The sequence below is a fragment of the Pseudomonas sp. NFIX28 genome (assembly GCF_900107395.1).
Classification (GTDB): domain Bacteria; phylum Pseudomonadota; class Gammaproteobacteria; order Pseudomonadales; family Pseudomonadaceae; genus Aquipseudomonas.
Genome location: NZ_FNPW01000004.1, coordinates 243,399 through 259,191 on the forward strand (window position 1 = coordinate 243,399; position 15,793 = coordinate 259,191).

Annotated in this window: 15 protein-coding genes; 12 read left to right on the plus strand and 3 right to left on the minus strand. The window is 61.4% G+C overall.

Features of this window, described 5'->3' with window-relative positions; translation table 11 throughout:
- The first annotated feature begins 80 nt into the window (after nucleotides 1-80).
- The 4 genes from BLV20_RS09875 to BLV20_RS09890 all read left to right on the plus strand — a co-directional run bounded on the left by BLV20_RS09875 (nucleotide 81) and on the right by BLV20_RS09890 (nucleotide 4,535).
- Nucleotides 81-1,439, plus strand: a complete 1,359-nt coding sequence (locus BLV20_RS09875) for a nucleobase:cation symporter-2 family protein (RefSeq protein WP_092300392.1) — start codon at nucleotides 81-83, stop codon at nucleotides 1,437-1,439.
- Between the two features lie 144 nt (nucleotides 1,440-1,583).
- A complete protein-coding gene (locus BLV20_RS09880; protein ID WP_092300395.1) occupies nucleotides 1,584-2,369 on the plus strand; it encodes an outer membrane protein OmpK in 786 nt (261 codons plus the stop codon).
- Nucleotides 2,370-2,752: 383 nt separating this feature from the next.
- Nucleotides 2,753-3,538 carry an outer membrane protein OmpK gene (locus BLV20_RS09885; protein WP_092300398.1) on the plus strand — a complete coding sequence of 262 codons (786 nt, stop codon included), beginning with the start codon at nucleotides 2,753-2,755 and terminating at the stop codon, nucleotides 3,536-3,538.
- A gap of 142 nt (nucleotides 3,539-3,680) precedes the next feature.
- Nucleotides 3,681-4,535 (plus strand): pirin family protein, encoded by an 855-nt coding sequence (locus BLV20_RS09890; RefSeq protein WP_092300401.1) that lies wholly within the window; start codon nucleotides 3,681-3,683, stop codon nucleotides 4,533-4,535.
- 92 nt (nucleotides 4,536-4,627) lie between these two features.
- Here BLV20_RS09890 and BLV20_RS09895 read toward each other — a convergent pair whose 3' ends face one another.
- Both BLV20_RS09895 and BLV20_RS09900 read right to left on the minus strand, forming a co-directional pair.
- Nucleotides 4,628-5,800 carry a patatin-like phospholipase family protein gene (locus tag BLV20_RS09895; protein WP_092300404.1) on the minus strand — a complete coding sequence of 391 codons (1,173 nt, stop codon included), beginning with the start codon at nucleotides 5,798-5,800 and terminating at the stop codon, nucleotides 4,628-4,630.
- Nucleotides 5,801-6,014: 214 nt separating this feature from the next.
- Nucleotides 6,015-6,947, minus strand: a complete 933-nt coding sequence (locus BLV20_RS09900) for a lipid A biosynthesis lauroyl acyltransferase (protein WP_092300407.1) — start codon at nucleotides 6,945-6,947, stop codon at nucleotides 6,015-6,017.
- A 122-nt stretch (nucleotides 6,948-7,069) separates the two neighbouring features.
- Here BLV20_RS09900 and minC point away from each other — a divergent pair, with 122 nt between their 5' ends.
- The 8 genes from minC (at nucleotide 7,070) to BLV20_RS09935 (ending at nucleotide 14,805) form a co-directional block, all read left to right on the plus strand.
- Nucleotides 7,070-7,807, plus strand: a complete 738-nt coding sequence (gene minC, locus BLV20_RS09905) for a septum site-determining protein MinC (RefSeq protein ID WP_009045065.1) — start codon at nucleotides 7,070-7,072, stop codon at nucleotides 7,805-7,807.
- A 168-nt stretch (nucleotides 7,808-7,975) separates the two neighbouring features.
- Entirely contained in the window at nucleotides 7,976-8,788 is an 813-nt protein-coding gene (minD, locus tag BLV20_RS09910; RefSeq protein ID WP_007928664.1) for a septum site-determining protein MinD, read from the plus strand.
- On the plus strand, nucleotides 8,788-9,042 hold the full coding sequence (gene minE / locus BLV20_RS09915) for a cell division topological specificity factor MinE (protein WP_007928666.1): 255 nt from the start codon (nucleotides 8,788-8,790) through the stop codon (nucleotides 9,040-9,042). Before minD ends, minE begins: the two co-directional genes overlap by 1 nt.
- Nucleotides 9,043-9,159: 117 nt before the next feature.
- Nucleotides 9,160-9,795 carry an RluA family pseudouridine synthase gene (locus BLV20_RS09920; protein ID WP_007928667.1) on the plus strand — a complete coding sequence of 212 codons (636 nt, stop codon included), beginning with the start codon at nucleotides 9,160-9,162 and terminating at the stop codon, nucleotides 9,793-9,795.
- A gap of 154 nt (nucleotides 9,796-9,949) precedes the next feature.
- The gene (locus BLV20_RS09925; protein ID WP_092300411.1) at nucleotides 9,950-10,786 is read left to right on the plus strand and encodes a hypothetical protein; all 837 of its coding nucleotides are present in this window, start codon (nucleotides 9,950-9,952) and stop codon (nucleotides 10,784-10,786) included.
- A 105-nt stretch (nucleotides 10,787-10,891) separates the two neighbouring features.
- Nucleotides 10,892-12,181 carry a M18 family aminopeptidase gene (locus BLV20_RS09930; protein ID WP_092300414.1) on the plus strand — a complete coding sequence of 430 codons (1,290 nt, stop codon included), beginning with the start codon at nucleotides 10,892-10,894 and terminating at the stop codon, nucleotides 12,179-12,181.
- A 200-nt stretch (nucleotides 12,182-12,381) separates the two neighbouring features.
- Nucleotides 12,382-12,558: a hypothetical protein gene (locus BLV20_RS31350; RefSeq protein ID WP_175540165.1), complete on the plus strand. Its 177-nt coding sequence runs from the start codon at nucleotides 12,382-12,384 to the stop codon at nucleotides 12,556-12,558.
- 78 nt (nucleotides 12,559-12,636) lie between these two features.
- Nucleotides 12,637-14,805 carry a mechanosensitive ion channel family protein gene (locus BLV20_RS09935; RefSeq protein WP_092300417.1) on the plus strand — a complete coding sequence of 723 codons (2,169 nt, stop codon included), beginning with the start codon at nucleotides 12,637-12,639 and terminating at the stop codon, nucleotides 14,803-14,805.
- 8 nt (nucleotides 14,806-14,813) lie between these two features.
- Here the strand turns inward: BLV20_RS09935 and phnR are convergent, their stop codons facing one another.
- Entirely contained in the window at nucleotides 14,814-15,527 is a 714-nt protein-coding gene (phnR, locus tag BLV20_RS09940; protein ID WP_092300420.1) for a phosphonate utilization transcriptional regulator PhnR, read from the minus strand.
- Nucleotides 15,528-15,793: the final 266 nt, after the last annotated feature.

Consider the following 15,793-nt stretch of genomic DNA (forward strand, 5'->3'; position numbering starts at 1 on the left):
CGCGGTTGGCCTGCTGCAAAAAGCTGTTCGCAACCACACAGCTTTCTAATCACAAGAATAAAAAAGATCCGAGGTGTTGCATGTCCGCGTTAACCGAACCGCGCATCCCCGACGCACCCGCCATTGCGCGACTGCCCCTTTTGCAACTGATCCTGGTCGGGTTGCAGCATGTTCTGCTGATGTACGGAGGCGCCATCGCGGTGCCGCTGATCATCGGACAGGCCGCGGGTCTGAGCCGTGAAGAAATCGCCTTCCTGATCAATGCCGACCTGCTGGTCGCCGGCATCGCCACCATCGTGCAGTCCCTCGGCATCGGCCCCATGGGCATCCGCATGCCGGTGATGATGGGCGCCAGCTTTGCCGCGGTGGGCAGCATGGTGGCCATGGCCGGCATGCCTGGCATCGGCCTGCCGGGGATCTTTGGCGCGACCATCGCCGCCGGCTTCTTCGGCATGCTGATCGCGCCCTTCATGTCCAAGGTGGTGCGCTTCTTTCCGCCCCTGGTCACCGGCACTGTCATTACATCCATTGGCCTGTCGCTGTTCCCGGTCGCGGTGAACTGGGCGGGCGGTGGCGGCCACAACGCCGAATTCGGCTCCCCCATCTACCTGGCCATCGCTGCGCTGGTACTGGGCACCATCTTGCTGGTGCATCGGTTCATGCGCGGTTTCTGGGTGAACATTTCCGTGCTGATCGGCATGGGCCTGGGCTATGTGCTCTGTGGCCTGCTCGGCATGGTCGACCTCAGCGGCATGGCCCAGGCGCCATGGCTGCAGGTGGTCACGCCACTGCATTTCGGCATGCCGCAGTTCCATCTGGCGCCGATCCTTTCGATGTGCCTGGTGGTGGTGATCATCTTTGTCGAGTCCACCGGCATGTTCCTCGCGCTGGGAAAAATCACCGGCCAGGACGTCACCCCGCGCATGCTGCGCCGCGGCCTGCTGTGTGATGCCGGCGCTTCGTTTTTCGCCGGTTTCCTCAATACCTTCACCCACTCTTCGTTCGCCCAGAACATCGGCCTGGTACAGATGACTGGCGTGCGTTGCCGCTCGGTGACCATAGTCGCCGGCGGCCTGCTGATCGCGCTGAGCCTGCTGCCCAAGGCGGCCTTCCTGGTGGCTTCGATCCCACCGGCGGTGCTGGGCGGCGCAGCCATCGCCATGTTCGGCATGGTGGCGGCGACGGGTATCAAGATCCTCCAGGAAGCCGACATTGCCGACCGGCGCAATCAGCTGCTGGTGGCGGTGAGCATCGGCATGGGCCTGATTCCGGTGGTTCGTCCGGAGTTCTTCGCCCACCTGCCCCTGTGGATGAGCCCGATCACCCATAGCGGAATCGCCATGGCCACCCTCAGTGCCCTGGCCCTCAACCTGCTGTTCAACATCCTGGGCGGCGCCGAGCGGGTCGCCAGCAACGCCCGACACGCCCACCAGCATTGAAGCCTGGACGGGGCGGCCTGGCGGTCGCCCCTGCTTGACCGTCACTACCTGAAATACACGCACGACAGGCAGACCCGGCACACACCCGGTCGCAGTCGGCGGCTGCCTGCGCCTTGACAATAAAAACAAACAGGGAGCAACACGATGAGACATGCACACGCACGCCTGCTGCTCGGCGGTGGATTGCTGGCCACGACCCAGGTCATGGCCGGCGACTTGCTGCTGTGGCAGACCAATAGCCTGACGTACCTGTACGGCAAGAACTTTGAGATCAACCCGTCGATCCAGCAGACGGTGACCTTCGAGCACGCCGACCGATGGAAGTACGGCGACACCTTCCTGTTCGTCGACAAGATCTTCTACAACGGCCAGGAAGACCGAAACAAAGGTCGCCACGCCTTTTACGGCGAGTTCAGCCCAAGGCTGTCGTTCGGCAAGATCCTCGACCGCTCATTCGCCTTCGGCCCGGTCAAGGATGTGTTGCTGGCCATGACTTACGAATATGGCGAGGGCGACAGCGAGGCCTATCTGGTCGGCCCCGGTTTCGACCTCGCCGTGCCGGGCTTCAACTATTTCACCCTGAACTTCTACCGCCGCCAGACCGAAGGCCCGCGTCCCGGCGATGGCGTCTGGCAAATCACCCCCACCTGGTCCTACAGCATCCCGCTCGGCCGCTCCAACCTGTTGATCGATGGCTACCTGGATTGGGTGGTGGACAACGACCAGAACGATCGCGGCACCTACCACGCCAACCTGCATATCAACCCGCAGATCAAATACGACCTGGGCAAAGCCCTGCGCCTGGGCGAGAAGCAGTTGTATGTCGGCCTCGAATACAGCTACTGGAAAGACAAATACGGCATCCAGGACAGCGCCAACCTGGACACCAACCAGAACACCGCCAGCCTGCTGGTAAAGGTGCACTTCTAGAATGGGCGGCAAACACGCCCCAAAGTTGTTTCAAGTGCGCTATTGCAGGGCACTTGAGCAAGGCCGTGGGAGCCAGTATTCTCCGCGGCCGCCTGTATCCGGTGAAAAAAAAAGCCCGGATTTAAAACCTGACCAGAGAGCCAACTTATCCCGGCCCCTGGAAAGTACCAAGGCGTACCGATTTAAAGCCGAAGCCACTCTCGATCGACTGCATTTCTCAAGTCGTGCGGGAGTTTTTGCGTTTTTTTTCGCCTTGGCTCAGCTCTTGCTATCAGCAACAAAGCTGACCGATCGGATGATTTTTCAGCCACTGAAAAGGTGCCATACCAGAGCACCGGCTTTTAAGAAAAAACGTGGTCCACTTACTTTTTGGGAGCAACCGAATGAACCGCATCTGTAAAGGCCTGATGCTTGCCGGATCCTTGCTGGCAGGGGCTCAGGCCACGGCCGGCGAGCTGTTGCAATGGCAGAACAACAGCCTGACTTATCTCTACGGCAAAGACTTCACGATCAATCCGCAGATTCAACAAACCGTTACCTTCGAACATGCCGATGCCTGGAAGTACGGCGACAACTTCCTGTTTATCGACAAGATCTTCTACAACGGCAAAAAGGACGCGAACGTCGGCCCGAACACCTATTACGGCGAGTTCAGCCCGCGTCTTTCATTCGGCAAGATCTTTGATCAGAAGTTGGAGTTCGGCCCGATCAAGGATGTATTGCTGGCCATGACTTACGAGTTCGGCGAAGGCGACAACGAGTCCTATCTGATCGGTCCGGGTTTCGACCTGGCAATCCCCGGGTTCGACTACTTCCAGTTGAACTTCTACAACCGCCAGACCGAAGGCAGCCGCGCCGGCGATAACGTCTGGCAGATCACGCCAGTCTGGTCCTACACCATTCCCGTGGGCCAATCGGACATCCTCATCGACGGCTTCATCGACTGGGTGGTGGACAACGACAAGAATGCCAAGGGCGAGTACCACGCCAACCTGCACATCAACCCGCAGATCAAGTACGACCTGGGCAAGGCGCTGAAACTCGGCGACAAACAGTTGTATGTCGGTATCGAATACGACTACTGGAAGAACAAATACGGGGTCAAGGACACGCCGTACTTCGACACCGACCAGAACACCGCCAGCCTGCTGCTCAAGTACCATTTCTGATGCATTGAATTCCGTTCCCGTGCTGGCCACGGGAACGGATTGCATCGAATAAATCGATAGTAACGCGCCGATATTCGCAACCATCGATCAGTTGAGCTGACATAGCATGTCGCTCATTCCAACCTGATCAGGAGTTGCATCGATGACTCAATTTCGCAAAGTACTCAGTATCCATACCGGCCAGCCCGCTTCGGATGGCGCCGGCGTCAGGCTGACCCGGGTCTTCGGTGGCCAGGGTGTCGAGCGTTTCGACCCGTTCCTGATGCTCGACGAATTCGGCTCGGAAAACCCCGACGACTACATCGCAGGCTTTCCGCCCCACCCCCATCGCGGTTTCGAAACCGTCACCTACATGCTCGAAGGCCGCATGCGCCACGAGGATCACCTGGGCAACGTCGGCCTGCTGGAAGGCGGTGGCGTGCAGTGGATGACCGCCGCCAAGGGCATCATCCACAGCGAGATGCCGGAACAGGAAGAAGGCGTGATGCGCGGCTTCCAGCTCTGGCTGAACCTGCCGGGCAAGCACAAGCTCGACCAGGCCGGCTACCGGGACATCCAGCCCCAGGACATCCCGCGGCTGACCACCGCCAACGGCGTGGAAGTGGTGGTGATTGCCGGCCGCTTCGATGACGGCCAGGTGCAGCAGGCCGGCGCCGTCGAACGGCCGGACACCGAACCGCACTATTTCGACCTGCGTCTGCCGGCCGGCGCCAGCATCAGCCCGCGCCTGCCCGAAGGGCATCGGGCCCTGCTGTATGTCTATGAAGGCCAGGTCGATCTGCCCGGGCATCCGCAACCGGTCGCCAGCAGCAAGCTGGTGCGCCTGGCCGACCAGGGCGAGATCCAGCTGAGCAGTGCCGCCGGTGCCCGCGTGCTGTTGATTGCCGGCAAGCCGCTGGGCGAGCCGATCGTGCAGTACGGGCCGTTCGTGATGAACACGCGGGAAGAAATCGAACAGGCATTGCGGGATTTTCGCGACGACAAACTGACCGCCTGAAGCGCACAGCTCCAAGCGCCTATCGCGGGTAAGCTCTCCTCTACAGCGACACGTTATGGCCTGTAGGAGCGAAGCTTGCTCGCGATGTTCTTTCAGGCCGTCGCGACCTCTGCCGCCAACCCCAGGAACCGCCGCAATTCGTCGCGCTTGGCCAAGGCATCGCTGCGCCCCAGCTCGATCAACTCGCTGCAATATCCCGACTCGAACAACAGGTAACTCAGGACCCCGGCGCCGCTGGTCTTGGTCGCCCCCGGACCGCGCAGAAACAAGCGCAATGCCGCCGGCAATTCATGCCGGTGACGCGCGGCGATTTCATCGATCGGCTGGCTGGGCGCGATCACCAGCACCTCCACCGGCGCCACGCCCAAAGCGCGAACCGGCGTGCCCGACGGCAGCAAGTGACTGAACTGGTTAAGCCGCTGCAACAGTTCGATGTCACTTTCCAGGCTGTCAATGAAAGTACTGTTGAGCATGTGGCCACCGATCTGCGCCAGCGTCGGCTGCTGCCCGGTGTAGGTGCGTTGCTGGGGCACCTGGGGATCGACGCCACGGGGGTTGCCGCTGACCCCGACCACCAGCACCCGGCTGGCTCCCAGGTGCAACGCCGGACTGATGGGGGCCGATTGGCGCACCGCACCGTCGCCGAAATATTCCTGGTCGATTTTCACCGGCGCGAACAACAGCGGGATCGCCGAACTGGCGAGCAAGTGCTCAACCGTGAGCTCGGTGGGCTGGCCGATCCGTCGATGGCGCAGCCAGGCATCAATGGTGCCGCCGCCCTGGTAGAAGGTCACCGCCTGGCCCGACTCATAACCGAAGGCCGTAACCGCCACTGCCTGCAGGTGCTTTTGCGCAATGGCCTGGCGAATACCGGACAGCTGCAATTTATCGTTCAACAATTGCCGCAGCGGCGAACTGTTAAGCAGCGCCACCGGCACCTGCGCGCCCAGGCCAAGCAGGCTGTGGCCGACGAACCGGGTGGCCTGGCGGATCACCCCAGGCCAGTCGCTGCGAATCACCTGATGGCTGCGAAAGCCCTGCCAGAACGCCGTCAGACGCTCGATGGCGGCAGTGAAATCCAGCGCGCCGCTGGCCAGGCTGACCGCGTTGATCGCCCCGGCCGAGGTCCCGACGATCACCGGAAAGGGATTGCTCGCCCCCGCCGGCAGCAACTCGGCAATCGCCGCCAGCACCCCCACCTGATACGCCGCACGAGCCCCGCCGCCGGAAAGAATCAATCCTGTGACCGGTTCCGCTGGGCTCATCGCTACACTCCATGGCGCTGATAAAGGGTTTTCAGGGTTCTGTACGAAACGTTGGCAAGCGATGGGCAAAACCGGCGAGCAACGGCCAGGGCCGCGAGCGCCTTTAGCGGCCTGGATGAGCATTGGGAGCGGACCTGTTTACCAGCCTGCTTCGCGTGGCACCGCCGCTTCCCAGCGCGCAATTGTGTTTCGTACAGAGCCTAACGCGATAATTTCAACCGCGCTTCTTATACAGCTTCGGCTCGCCTGGCGGACGGCTCTTGAAGCGCCGGTGCGCCCACAGATACTGCTCCGGGCACTCGCGTAGCACCTCTTCGATCCAGCGGTTGATGCGCAGGCAATCGGCCTCTTCGGTCTCGCCCGGGAAACCCTCCAACGGCGGGTGAATCACCAGGCGATAACCACTGCCGTCGGCCAGCCGCTGCTGAGTGAAAGGCACCACCAGGGCCTTGCCCAGGCGGGCAAATTTACTGGTAGCGGTGACCGTCGCCGCCTGGATGCCGAACAGCGGCACGAACACGCTTTGCTTGGCGCCGTAATCCTGGTCCGGCGCGTACCAGATGGCACGCCCGGCGCGCAGCAGCTTGAGCATGCCGCGCACGTCCTCACGTTCCACTGCCAGGGAGTCCAGGTTGTGCCGCTCGCGGCCACGGCGCTGGATGAAGTCGAACAGCGGGTTCTTGTGCTCGCGGTACATGCCGTCGATGGTGTGCTGCTGGCCCAGCAAGGCCGCGCCAATTTCCAGGGTGGTGAAGTGCAGGGCCATGAGGATCACGCCCTTGCCTTCCAGCTGCGCCTGCTTGAGGTGCTCCAGGCCTTCGACATGGGCCAGGCGCGCCAGGCGTGGCTTGGACCACCACCAGCTCATGGCCATTTCGAAAAAGGCGATGCCGGTGGAGGCGAAGTTCTCCTTGAGCAGGCGCTTGCGCTCGGCGGCGGACTTCTCGGGGAAACACAGCTCCAGGTTGCGCTTGGCGATCCGCCGGCGCTCGCCGGCCACCCGGTACATCAGCGCACCCAGGGCACGACCGATCCACAGCAGCAGCGGATAAGGCAGCTGGACCACCAGCCATAGCAGGCCCAGGCCCAGCCACAGCGGCCAGAAACGGGGATAAAGAAATGCAGCTCGAAAACGCGGGCGATCCATTACAGATTCCGGACAGACAACAAGGTCGCGCATTCTACATCGGTTCGACCCGGCTTGCGGCCCGCGGGCGTTCTCGTTATAAGTCTCGGCACTTTTAGTGACAAGCCGCTTTAATGCCGACCATGAGCCAAACCGAATCGCAAGACCTGGATCCTGTGTTCCAGTTGAAGGGCAGCATGCTGGCCATCACCGTGCTGGAACTGGCCCGAAACGACCTCGAAGGCCTCGATCGCCAACTGGCGGCGAAGGTCGCGCAAGCCCCGAATTTCTTCAGCAACGCCCCGCTGGTACTGGCCCTGGACAAACTGCCGGCCAGCGAAGGCGCCGTCGACCTGCCCGGCCTGATGCGTGTCTGCCGTCACCATGGCCTGCGCACCCTGGCGATCCGCGCCAGCCGCATCGAAGACATCGCCGCCGCGATCGCCGTCGACCTGCCCGTCCTGCCGCCGTCCGGCGCCCGTGAACGCCCGCTCGAGCCGCAGGAAAACGAGGCCCGGAAAAAGCCGGAAAAACCGCCTGAGCCGACCATCAAGCCAACCCGGATCATCACTTCGCCAGTACGTGGCGGGCAGCAAATCTATGCCCAGGGTGGCGATCTGGTAGTCACTTCCTCGGTCAGTCCGGGTGCGGAACTTCTCGCCGATGGCAACATCCATGTATACGGCCCGATGCGCGGCCGGGCGCTGGCCGGGGTCAAGGGTGATACCAAGGCGCGGATTTTCTGTCAGCAATTGAGCGCTGAACTGGTGTCCATCGCCGGCCAGTACAAGGTTTCCGAGGACTTGCGGCGCGATCCTTTGTGGGGGGCCGGAGTCCAGGTCAGCCTGTCGGGTGACGTGTTGAACATCACACGTCTTTAACGGATACTGCCGCATTTTCCAAGCATCTCTAAAACATAGCGAAAACGGCTCAAACGAAGTGGGAGCAGGTGTTTACCGACCTCCAGCCAAGGCTGTCCGACTGCAGTAGTTTTTCAAAGAGATGTTTTTCAGGGGCTAAAAGTCCTTTTTCCTTAGGGGTGAAACACCTTGGCCAAGATTCTCGTGGTTACATCCGGCAAGGGTGGTGTGGGTAAGACCACCACCAGCGCCGCTATCGGTACCGGCCTCGCTCTGCGCGGCCACAAAACTGTCATCGTCGACTTCGACGTCGGCTTGCGTAACCTCGACCTGATCATGGGTTGCGAACGTCGCGTGGTGTATGACTTCGTCAATGTGGTCAATGGCGAAGCCAACCTGCAGCAAGCCCTGATCAAAGACAAGCGCCTGGAAAACCTCTACGTACTGGCCGCCAGCCAGACCCGCGACAAAGACGCGCTGACCCAGGAAGGCGTGGAAAAAGTGCTGATGGAGCTCAAGGAGACCTTCGAATTCGTGGTCTGCGACTCCCCTGCCGGTATCGAGAAAGGCGCCCACCTGGCCATGTACTTCGCCGACGAAGCGATTGTCGTGACCAACCCGGAAGTCTCCTCGGTACGTGACTCCGACCGCATGCTGGGCCTGCTGGCCAGCAAATCCAAGCGCGCGGAGAACGGTGAAGACCCGATCAAGGAACACCTGCTGCTGACCCGCTACAACCCTTCGCGTGTCAGCAACGGCGAAATGCTGGGCGTCGAAGACGTCAAAGAAATTCTCGCAGTAACGCTGCTGGGCGTGATTCCAGAATCCCAGGCAGTACTCAAGGCTTCCAACCAAGGCGTTCCGGTGATTCTCGATGACCAGAGCGACGCCGGCCAGGCGTACAGCGATGCTGTCGACCGTCTGCTGGGTAAAACCGTGGAACACCGGTTCCTTGATGTTGAGAAGAAGGGATTCTTCGAGCGCCTGTTTGGAGGTAGGTAATGAATCTTTTTGACTTCTTTCGTGCCAGCAAAAAAGTAAGCACCGCGTCGGTAGCGAAAGAGCGTCTACAGATCATCGTGGCGCATGAACGCGGCCAACGCACTACCCCTGATTACTTGCCTGCCTTGCAGAAGGAACTGGTGGAAGTAATCCGCAAGTACGTCAATATCGGGTCCGATGACGTGCATGTTGCGCTGGAAAACCAGGGCAGCTGCTCGATCCTGGAACTCAATATCACCCTGCCTGATCGCTGATCGACCAGGCTGGAGCCACGGCGGCTCGATCCCTCGGTTTTTCTACGGGAGCACACATGCTCCTGTAGAAGCCGGGTCGATCGAGCCGCCGTTGGCGTTTGTTACGAGGCTGTTTTAATGCCGCTGTCGAATATCCGCATCATTCACCAGGACGCCGCCGTGCTGGTGGTGGACAAGCCCACCCTGCTGCTCTCCGTGCCCGGCCGGGCCGATGACAACAAGGATTGCCTGATCACCCGCCTGCAGGAAAACGGCTACCCGGAAGCCCGCATCGTGCATCGGTTGGACTGGGAAACCTCCGGCATCATCCTGCTGGCCCGCGACCCCGATACCCATCGCGAACTGTCCCGGCAATTTCACGACCGCGAGACCGAAAAAGCCTACACCGCCCTGTGCTGGGGCCAGCCGGAACTGGACAGCGGCAGCATCGACCTGCCACTGCGCTACGACCCGCCGACCAAACCGCGGCACGTGGTGGACCACGAATTCGGCAAGAACGCCCTGACCTTCTGGCGCGTGCTGGAACGCTGCGGCGACTGGTGCCGCGTCGAGCTGACCCCGATCACCGGGCGCTCGCACCAGTTGCGGGTGCATATGCTGTCCATCGGCCATCCGCTGCTGGGCGACGGCCTGTACGCGCATCCGCAAGCGCTGGCCGCCTGGCCACGCCTGTGCCTGCACGCCAGCATGCTCAGCTTCACCCATCCGCAGAGTGGCGAACGCCTGCGCTTCGAATGCCCGGCGCCATTCTGATCGAGAGCGGCCACCGTAGCGGGACGCCCCTCCGCCGAGGGGCTCACCCAGGAAAAATCCGATCGAGAATTAAGACTAATCCGAATAATTTGTTATGAGTTTGTGAAAAAAATATTAAAATAATGGCCATTCGACATTAAGGCAGGAAGCCCCCGTGCTCAGCAGTCAGCCATTTCAACGCGATTACCCCTTCACCTTCTGCTTCCTGAATACCACCCTGCATCTTCGCGAAAAACCTTCGGCAGACGCCCGCACAGCCCTCGAACAACTCATCCGCCAACGTCACGACCACAAACAGACCCGCGCCAGTACTCCCTTGGCGACCGGCGAGATACCGCTGTTCGCCAAGGTACAGCCCCTGGATACGCTCAAGGCGAAAGTTCGCGTCACCCTGGGCAAACCCCAGCGCAACGGTCGCTTCGACTGGCCGCTGGAAGAGCTGTTCAACACTGTCGAAGCCCAGCGACGCGGCGTACAGATGTCCGACCTTGAAGGATTCGGCTATACCCGGGACCGCCTGGGACTGGTACAGGAATACTTCATCATTACCCGCCTGCTGGATGATTACGTCGACGGCGTACAGTGGTTGCGCAACAACCCGGACAAGATCGAGCCTTTTATCCGCGATGCATTCGGCCTGTTGCACTCCCTCGCGCAAAAGAACATCACCCACATGGATTTCTGGGCCGGCAACATCATGATCAGCCCCCAGGCTCCGCTCAAGGCGATCGACTTCGAGAACTGCTTCGCGACCATCACGCCCCACGCCAGCGAAACCCTGGGTTTTCAGTTGGGTTTCTTCTATCGCCGGGAAGTCTACAAACTGATTACCGAAGCCCGATACGATGCGCTGGTGGAGGAATACCTCGATCAACTGCCGGGTATTTGCGCAGAGAAATTCAATGAGGTTTACCAGGCCAGCAAGCATGAATATGTGGGTCGCAAGCAACGCCGCGAAGTATTCCTCAAAGGCAACCTGATTACCGGTTGAGCCGTTTTCCCTGCCGCGACGAATGTTGTCTCCCTCAACGGCATTGCGCCTGCAATGCCGCGAGCCGATACGGTAAACTCGCGCCACTGCTGTCTGGAGTTACTTATGCGCGAAGAGTTGAACCAGGGCCTGATCGACTTCCTCAAGGCCTCCCCTACCCCTTTCCATGCAACCGCCAGCCTCGTTCAACGCCTGGAGGCCGCGGGCTACCAGCGTCTCGACGAGCGCGAGCCGTGGACCACCGAAGCCAACGGCCGCTACTACGTCACCCGCAACGACTCCTCCATCGTGGCCGTCAAGCTGGGCCGGCATTCGCCGCTGCACGGCGGTATCCGCATGGTCGGCGCACACACCGACAGCCCGTGCCTGCGCGTCAAGCCGCAACCGGAGCTGCAACGCCAGGGCTTCTGGCAACTGGGCGTGGAAGTCTATGGCGGTGCCCTGCTGGCGCCCTGGTTCGACCGCGACCTGTCGCTGGCCGGTCGCGTCACCTTCCGTCGCGATGGCAAGGTCGAAAGCCAGCTGATCGACTTCAAGGCACCCATCGCGATCATCCCCAACCTGGCGATTCACCTCAATCGCGAAGCCAACCAGGGCTGGGCCATCAATGCCCAGACCGAACTGCCGCCGATCCTCGCGCAATTCGCCGGTGACGAGCGGGTCGATTTCCGCGCGGTGCTGACCGACCAACTGGCCCGCGAACACGGCCTGAACGCCGATGTGGTGCTCGACTACGAGCTGAGTTTCTACGACACCCAAAGCGCGGCGGTGATCGGCCTGCATGGCGACTTCATCGCCGGCGCGCGCCTGGACAACCTGCTGTCCTGCTACGCCGGCCTGCAAGCCTTGCTCAACGCCGACACCGAGGAAACCTGCGTTCTGGTCTGCAACGACCATGAAGAAGTCGGCTCCTGCTCGGCCTGCGGCGCCGACGGCCCGATGCTCGAGCAGACCCTGCGCCGCCTGCTGCCCGAAGGCGACGAATTCGTTCGCACCATCCAGAAATCGTTGCTGGTCTCGGCCGACAACGCCCATGGCGTGCACCCCAACTACGCCGACAAGCATGACGCCAACCATGGCCCGAAACTCAACGCCGGCCCGGTGATCAAGGTCAACAGCAACCAGCGCTACGCCACCAACAGCGAAACCGCCGGTTTCTTCCGCCACCTGTGCATGGCCGAAGAAGTGCCAGTGCAAAGTTTCGTGGTGCGCAGCGACATGGGCTGCGGCTCGACCATCGGCCCGATCACCGCCAGCCACCTGGGCGTGCGCACCGTGGATATCGGCCTGCCGACCTTTGCCATGCACTCGATCCGCGAACTGTGCGGCAGCCAGGACCTGGCTCATCTGGTGAAGGTATTGAGCGCGTTCTACGCCAGCCGCGACCTGCCGTAGGCCTCGTGCAACCGCTGCCACAGGCTGCGAAAAACCCGCAATGGGCTTCAGCGATCCCTGGATCCTGCGCCTGTTTCACGGGCGATCGCAGCCTCCGGCAGCGGCTATAAGGGCGCTGAATCATTTCTGATGCACATCAACCCGAACTCTGCCAAAGCCACCTAGACTTAGCAGCATCCTTCTCCGACAAGGCTGTCCCCATGATCTCGATGTCTTCGTTCCATTCCATGCTCATTCCCATTCTGACGGGAATGATCCTGCTGGCCATCGGCTTCAACTTCCGCGACAAGAACGCCGGTGTATTCAGCATGTGGATCGGCATGCTGCTGATCCTAGGCACCGTGGTGTACAAGATCCTCGCCAAACTCGCCGAATAAATGCGCCATCCAGGCTCGCATTGGTTTTAGCTGCCTCGTACACTCGGTCGATCCGCTTTTTCTGAGGTTGACCGCCTAGTGTTCGTTCGTCTTTCCGCATTGCCCTACTGCCTGCTTCTCTGCCTGCTGGTGCTGCTGCCGCTGTCATCAGCCCAGGCGGTGGGGTTGCCCGGCCTGCTTGGTACCGGCAAAACCCAGCCACCCGCCGAGCAACCCCTCGGGCAGTCGCTGGATGAAGTCATCAAGTCGTTGGAAAACGACCAGCAACGAGCCCAGTTGCTGACTGACCTGAAAAAGCTCCGCGACGCCACGAAAAAAGCCCAGACGCCTGCCGAAGAAGGAGTGCTCGGCCTGATCGGCGGCACCCTGTCCAGTTTCGAAAAGCAATTCTCCGGCGCCGACAGCCCGATCACTCGCTGGTCGAGCGAATTCAACCAGGCCAAGGATGAACTGGGCGCCCTGATGCTGCCGGCCAGCGAATGGCTGCCGATCATCTTCGCCTTTGCCCTGATCCTGATGGTCTGGAGCCTGCTGGCCGCGGCGCTGATCTGGCTCAGCCACCGCCTGCGGGAGCGTTTCGGCCTCACCGAAGAACTGCCGCAACATCCCAAGACCTGGGACCTGTTGCGTTTCGCCCTGCGCAAACTGGGCCCCTGGCTGATCGCCCTGATCATGACCGTGTACATGACCTACAAACTGCCGTCGTCCCTGGGCAAGGACCTGGCCATGGTCCTGGCTTATGCGCTGGTGGTCGGCACCTGTTTCTCGGCCATCTGCGTGATCGCCTTTTCCGTGCTGGACGGCCCGCATCGCCACCGCGCGCTGTACATCCTGCGCCGCCAGGCGTTCCGGCCGTTGTGGCTGATCGGCAGTTTCGCCGCCTTCGGCGAAGCCCTGAGCGACCCGCGGCTGATCGCCAGCCTGGGTAGCCACCTGGCGCATACGGCGGCCACCTTCGCCAATGTCATGGCGGCCTTGTCTACCGGCGTGTTCATCCTGCGTTTTCGCCGGCCGATCGCCCACCTGATCCGCAATCAGCCGCTGTCCCGGCGCCTGACCCGCCGCGCCCTGAGCGACACCATCGAAATCATCGGCACCTTCTGGTACCTGCCGGCGCTGGTGCTGGTGGCCATTTCGCTGTTCGCCACCTTCGTTTCCGCCGGCGACACCAGTACTGCCCTGCGCCAGTCGCTGATCTGCACCGTGCTGCTGGTGCTGTGCATGGTGATCAACGGCCTGGTGCGCCGTCACTCGCTCAAGCCCCTACGCGGGCACAAGCGCCACGCCCTGTATTCCGAGCGCCTGAAAAGCTTCTTCTACACCCTCGCCCACCTGCTGGTGTGGCTGGTATTCATCGAGCTCGGCCTGCGGGTCTGGGGCATGTCGCTGATCCGCTTCACCGAAGGCGACGGCCATGAAATCAGCGTCAAGCTGTTCAGCCTCGGCGGCACACTGCTGTTCGCCTGGCTGATCTGGATTCTCAGCGACACCGCGGTGCACCACGCCCTGACCCGCTCGCGCAAAGGCCTGGCCAACGCCCGGGCGCAAACCATGATGCCGCTGATTCGCAACGTGCTGTTCGTGGCGATCGTCATCATTGCCCTGATCGTCGCCCTGGCGAACATGGGCATGAACGTCACGCCACTGCTGGCCGGTGCCGGGGTAATCGGCCTGGCCATCGGTTTTGGCGCCCAGTCGCTGGTGGCCGACCTGATCACCGGCCTGTTCATCATCATCGAAGACTCCCTGGCCATCGACGACTACGTCGACGTCGGCGGCCACCTGGGCACCGTCGAAGGCCTGACCATCCGCACCGTGCGCCTGCGGGACATCGACGGCATCGTGCACACCATCCCGTTCAGCGAAATCAAGAGCATCAAGAACTACTCCCGGGAGTTCGGCTACGCGATTTTCCGCGTGGCCATTCCGTACAACATGGACATCGACGAAGCCATCAAGCTGATGCGCGATGTCGGCCAGAAGATGCGCACCGACCCGCTGCAACGCCGCAATATCTGGTCGCCGCTGGAGTTCCAGGGGGTGGAAAGCTTCGAGTCCGGCAACGCGATCCTGCGCGCGCGCTTCAAGACCGCGCCGATCAAGCAATGGGAGGTGTCGCGGGCTTTCAACCTGTCGCTCAAGCGCCACCTCGACGAAGCCGGGATGGACCTGGCCACACCGCGCATGAGCGTGCAGGTGATCACCGCTGGCGGCGGCGCGGAGAAGGATTCGGCGATGTCCCTGTAGGAACGAATTCAGACGACGTCGACACCGACATGGATCGCGTCGTGGCGCCAGAACTCCAGGTCGCAGTCGATCAGCCGCTGGTGCTGGTCGTAATTGACCCGGGCGATCCGCAGCCCGGGGCTGCCCGCCGAGACCTTCAACGCCGCCGCGGCGTCCACCGGCAAGGAGGTCGGCACAATCTCGAAACGCACCCGGCCGTAATGCAGATCGTAGTGCCGCGCATACAGCTCGGTGATCGACTGGTTCAGGTCGAACTCGAGAATGCCCGGGAAGTACTGCGGATTGAGGTAATGCTCCACATACAGCACCAGGCGCTCGTCGATACGCCGTACCCGACGGATCTGGATCACGCTCGACAGCGCCGGCAACTGCAGCCAGGCGCAGACCGCCGCAGACGCCGGTTGCAGACGCGCCGAAATCATCTCGGTCGACGGCTCCCGCCCCTGGGCACTGACCATCGCGTGAAAGTGGCTGCGCTGCATCAGGTTGTAGGCCAGCCGTGGCGGCGAGACGAACCAGCCGCGCCGCTCCTCACGGTAAATCTGGCCCTGGGCCTCCAACTGCAGCAAGGCTTCACGCACGGTAATCCGGGTGGTGCCGAATAACTCGCTGAGCTTGCGCTCGGCCGGCAGCTTGCTGCCGGGCGCCAACAACCCGTGATCGATCTGTTCCTGCAGGACCTGCCCAATGGCTGTCACCGCCTTGACTGCCTCTTCACGCATCAACGTTACCTATCTGGACTAGACCAGCACTGTTTCAGGGCAAAACGTGCCTGGAAAAAGGCACTCATCCTTTACCGAAAGCCTAGGCAATGCATATGACTGACAGATGACAAAGCCGTCGAATGGCTGTGCCAGACACCTGCAATTGGCCGGCCAAGTCCTTTCATATCAGCCGCTTAGCCTTGGTCTACGCTTAACTCTCAGCCCTTCGCCTGCCGCCCGCAAATGCCTTGCAGGACTGATGCCGACATCAAAGTGTCATCCAG

What these genes read in the sequence shown, in the direction of transcription:
- BLV20_RS09930 (WP_092300414.1), top strand. Translation starts at nt 10,892, where the DNA reads ATGCGCGAAGAGTTGAACCAGGGCCTGATCGACTTCCTCAAGGCCTCC.
- BLV20_RS09920 (WP_007928667.1), top strand. Translation starts at nt 9,160, where the DNA reads ATGCCGCTGTCGAATATCCGCATCATTCACCAGGACGCCGCCGTGCTG.
- BLV20_RS09890 (WP_092300401.1), top strand. Translation starts at nt 3,681, where the DNA reads ATGACTCAATTTCGCAAAGTACTCAGTATCCATACCGGCCAGCCCGCT.
- BLV20_RS09885 (WP_092300398.1), top strand. Translation starts at nt 2,753, where the DNA reads ATGAACCGCATCTGTAAAGGCCTGATGCTTGCCGGATCCTTGCTGGCA.
- BLV20_RS31350 (WP_175540165.1), top strand. Translation starts at nt 12,382, where the DNA reads ATGATCTCGATGTCTTCGTTCCATTCCATGCTCATTCCCATTCTGACG.
- BLV20_RS09895 (WP_092300404.1), bottom strand. Translation starts at nt 5,800, where the DNA reads ATGAGCCCAGCGGAACCGGTCACAGGATTGATTCTTTCCGGCGGCGGG.
- minE (WP_007928666.1), top strand. Translation starts at nt 8,788, where the DNA reads ATGAATCTTTTTGACTTCTTTCGTGCCAGCAAAAAAGTAAGCACCGCG.
- BLV20_RS09875 (WP_092300392.1), top strand. Translation starts at nt 81, where the DNA reads ATGTCCGCGTTAACCGAACCGCGCATCCCCGACGCACCCGCCATTGCG.
- phnR (WP_092300420.1), bottom strand. Translation starts at nt 15,527, where the DNA reads ATGCGTGAAGAGGCAGTCAAGGCGGTGACAGCCATTGGGCAGGTCCTG.
- minC (WP_009045065.1), top strand. Translation starts at nt 7,070, where the DNA reads ATGAGCCAAACCGAATCGCAAGACCTGGATCCTGTGTTCCAGTTGAAG.
- BLV20_RS09880 (WP_092300395.1), top strand. Translation starts at nt 1,584, where the DNA reads ATGAGACATGCACACGCACGCCTGCTGCTCGGCGGTGGATTGCTGGCC.
- BLV20_RS09900 (WP_092300407.1), bottom strand. Translation starts at nt 6,947, where the DNA reads ATGGATCGCCCGCGTTTTCGAGCTGCATTTCTTTATCCCCGTTTCTGG.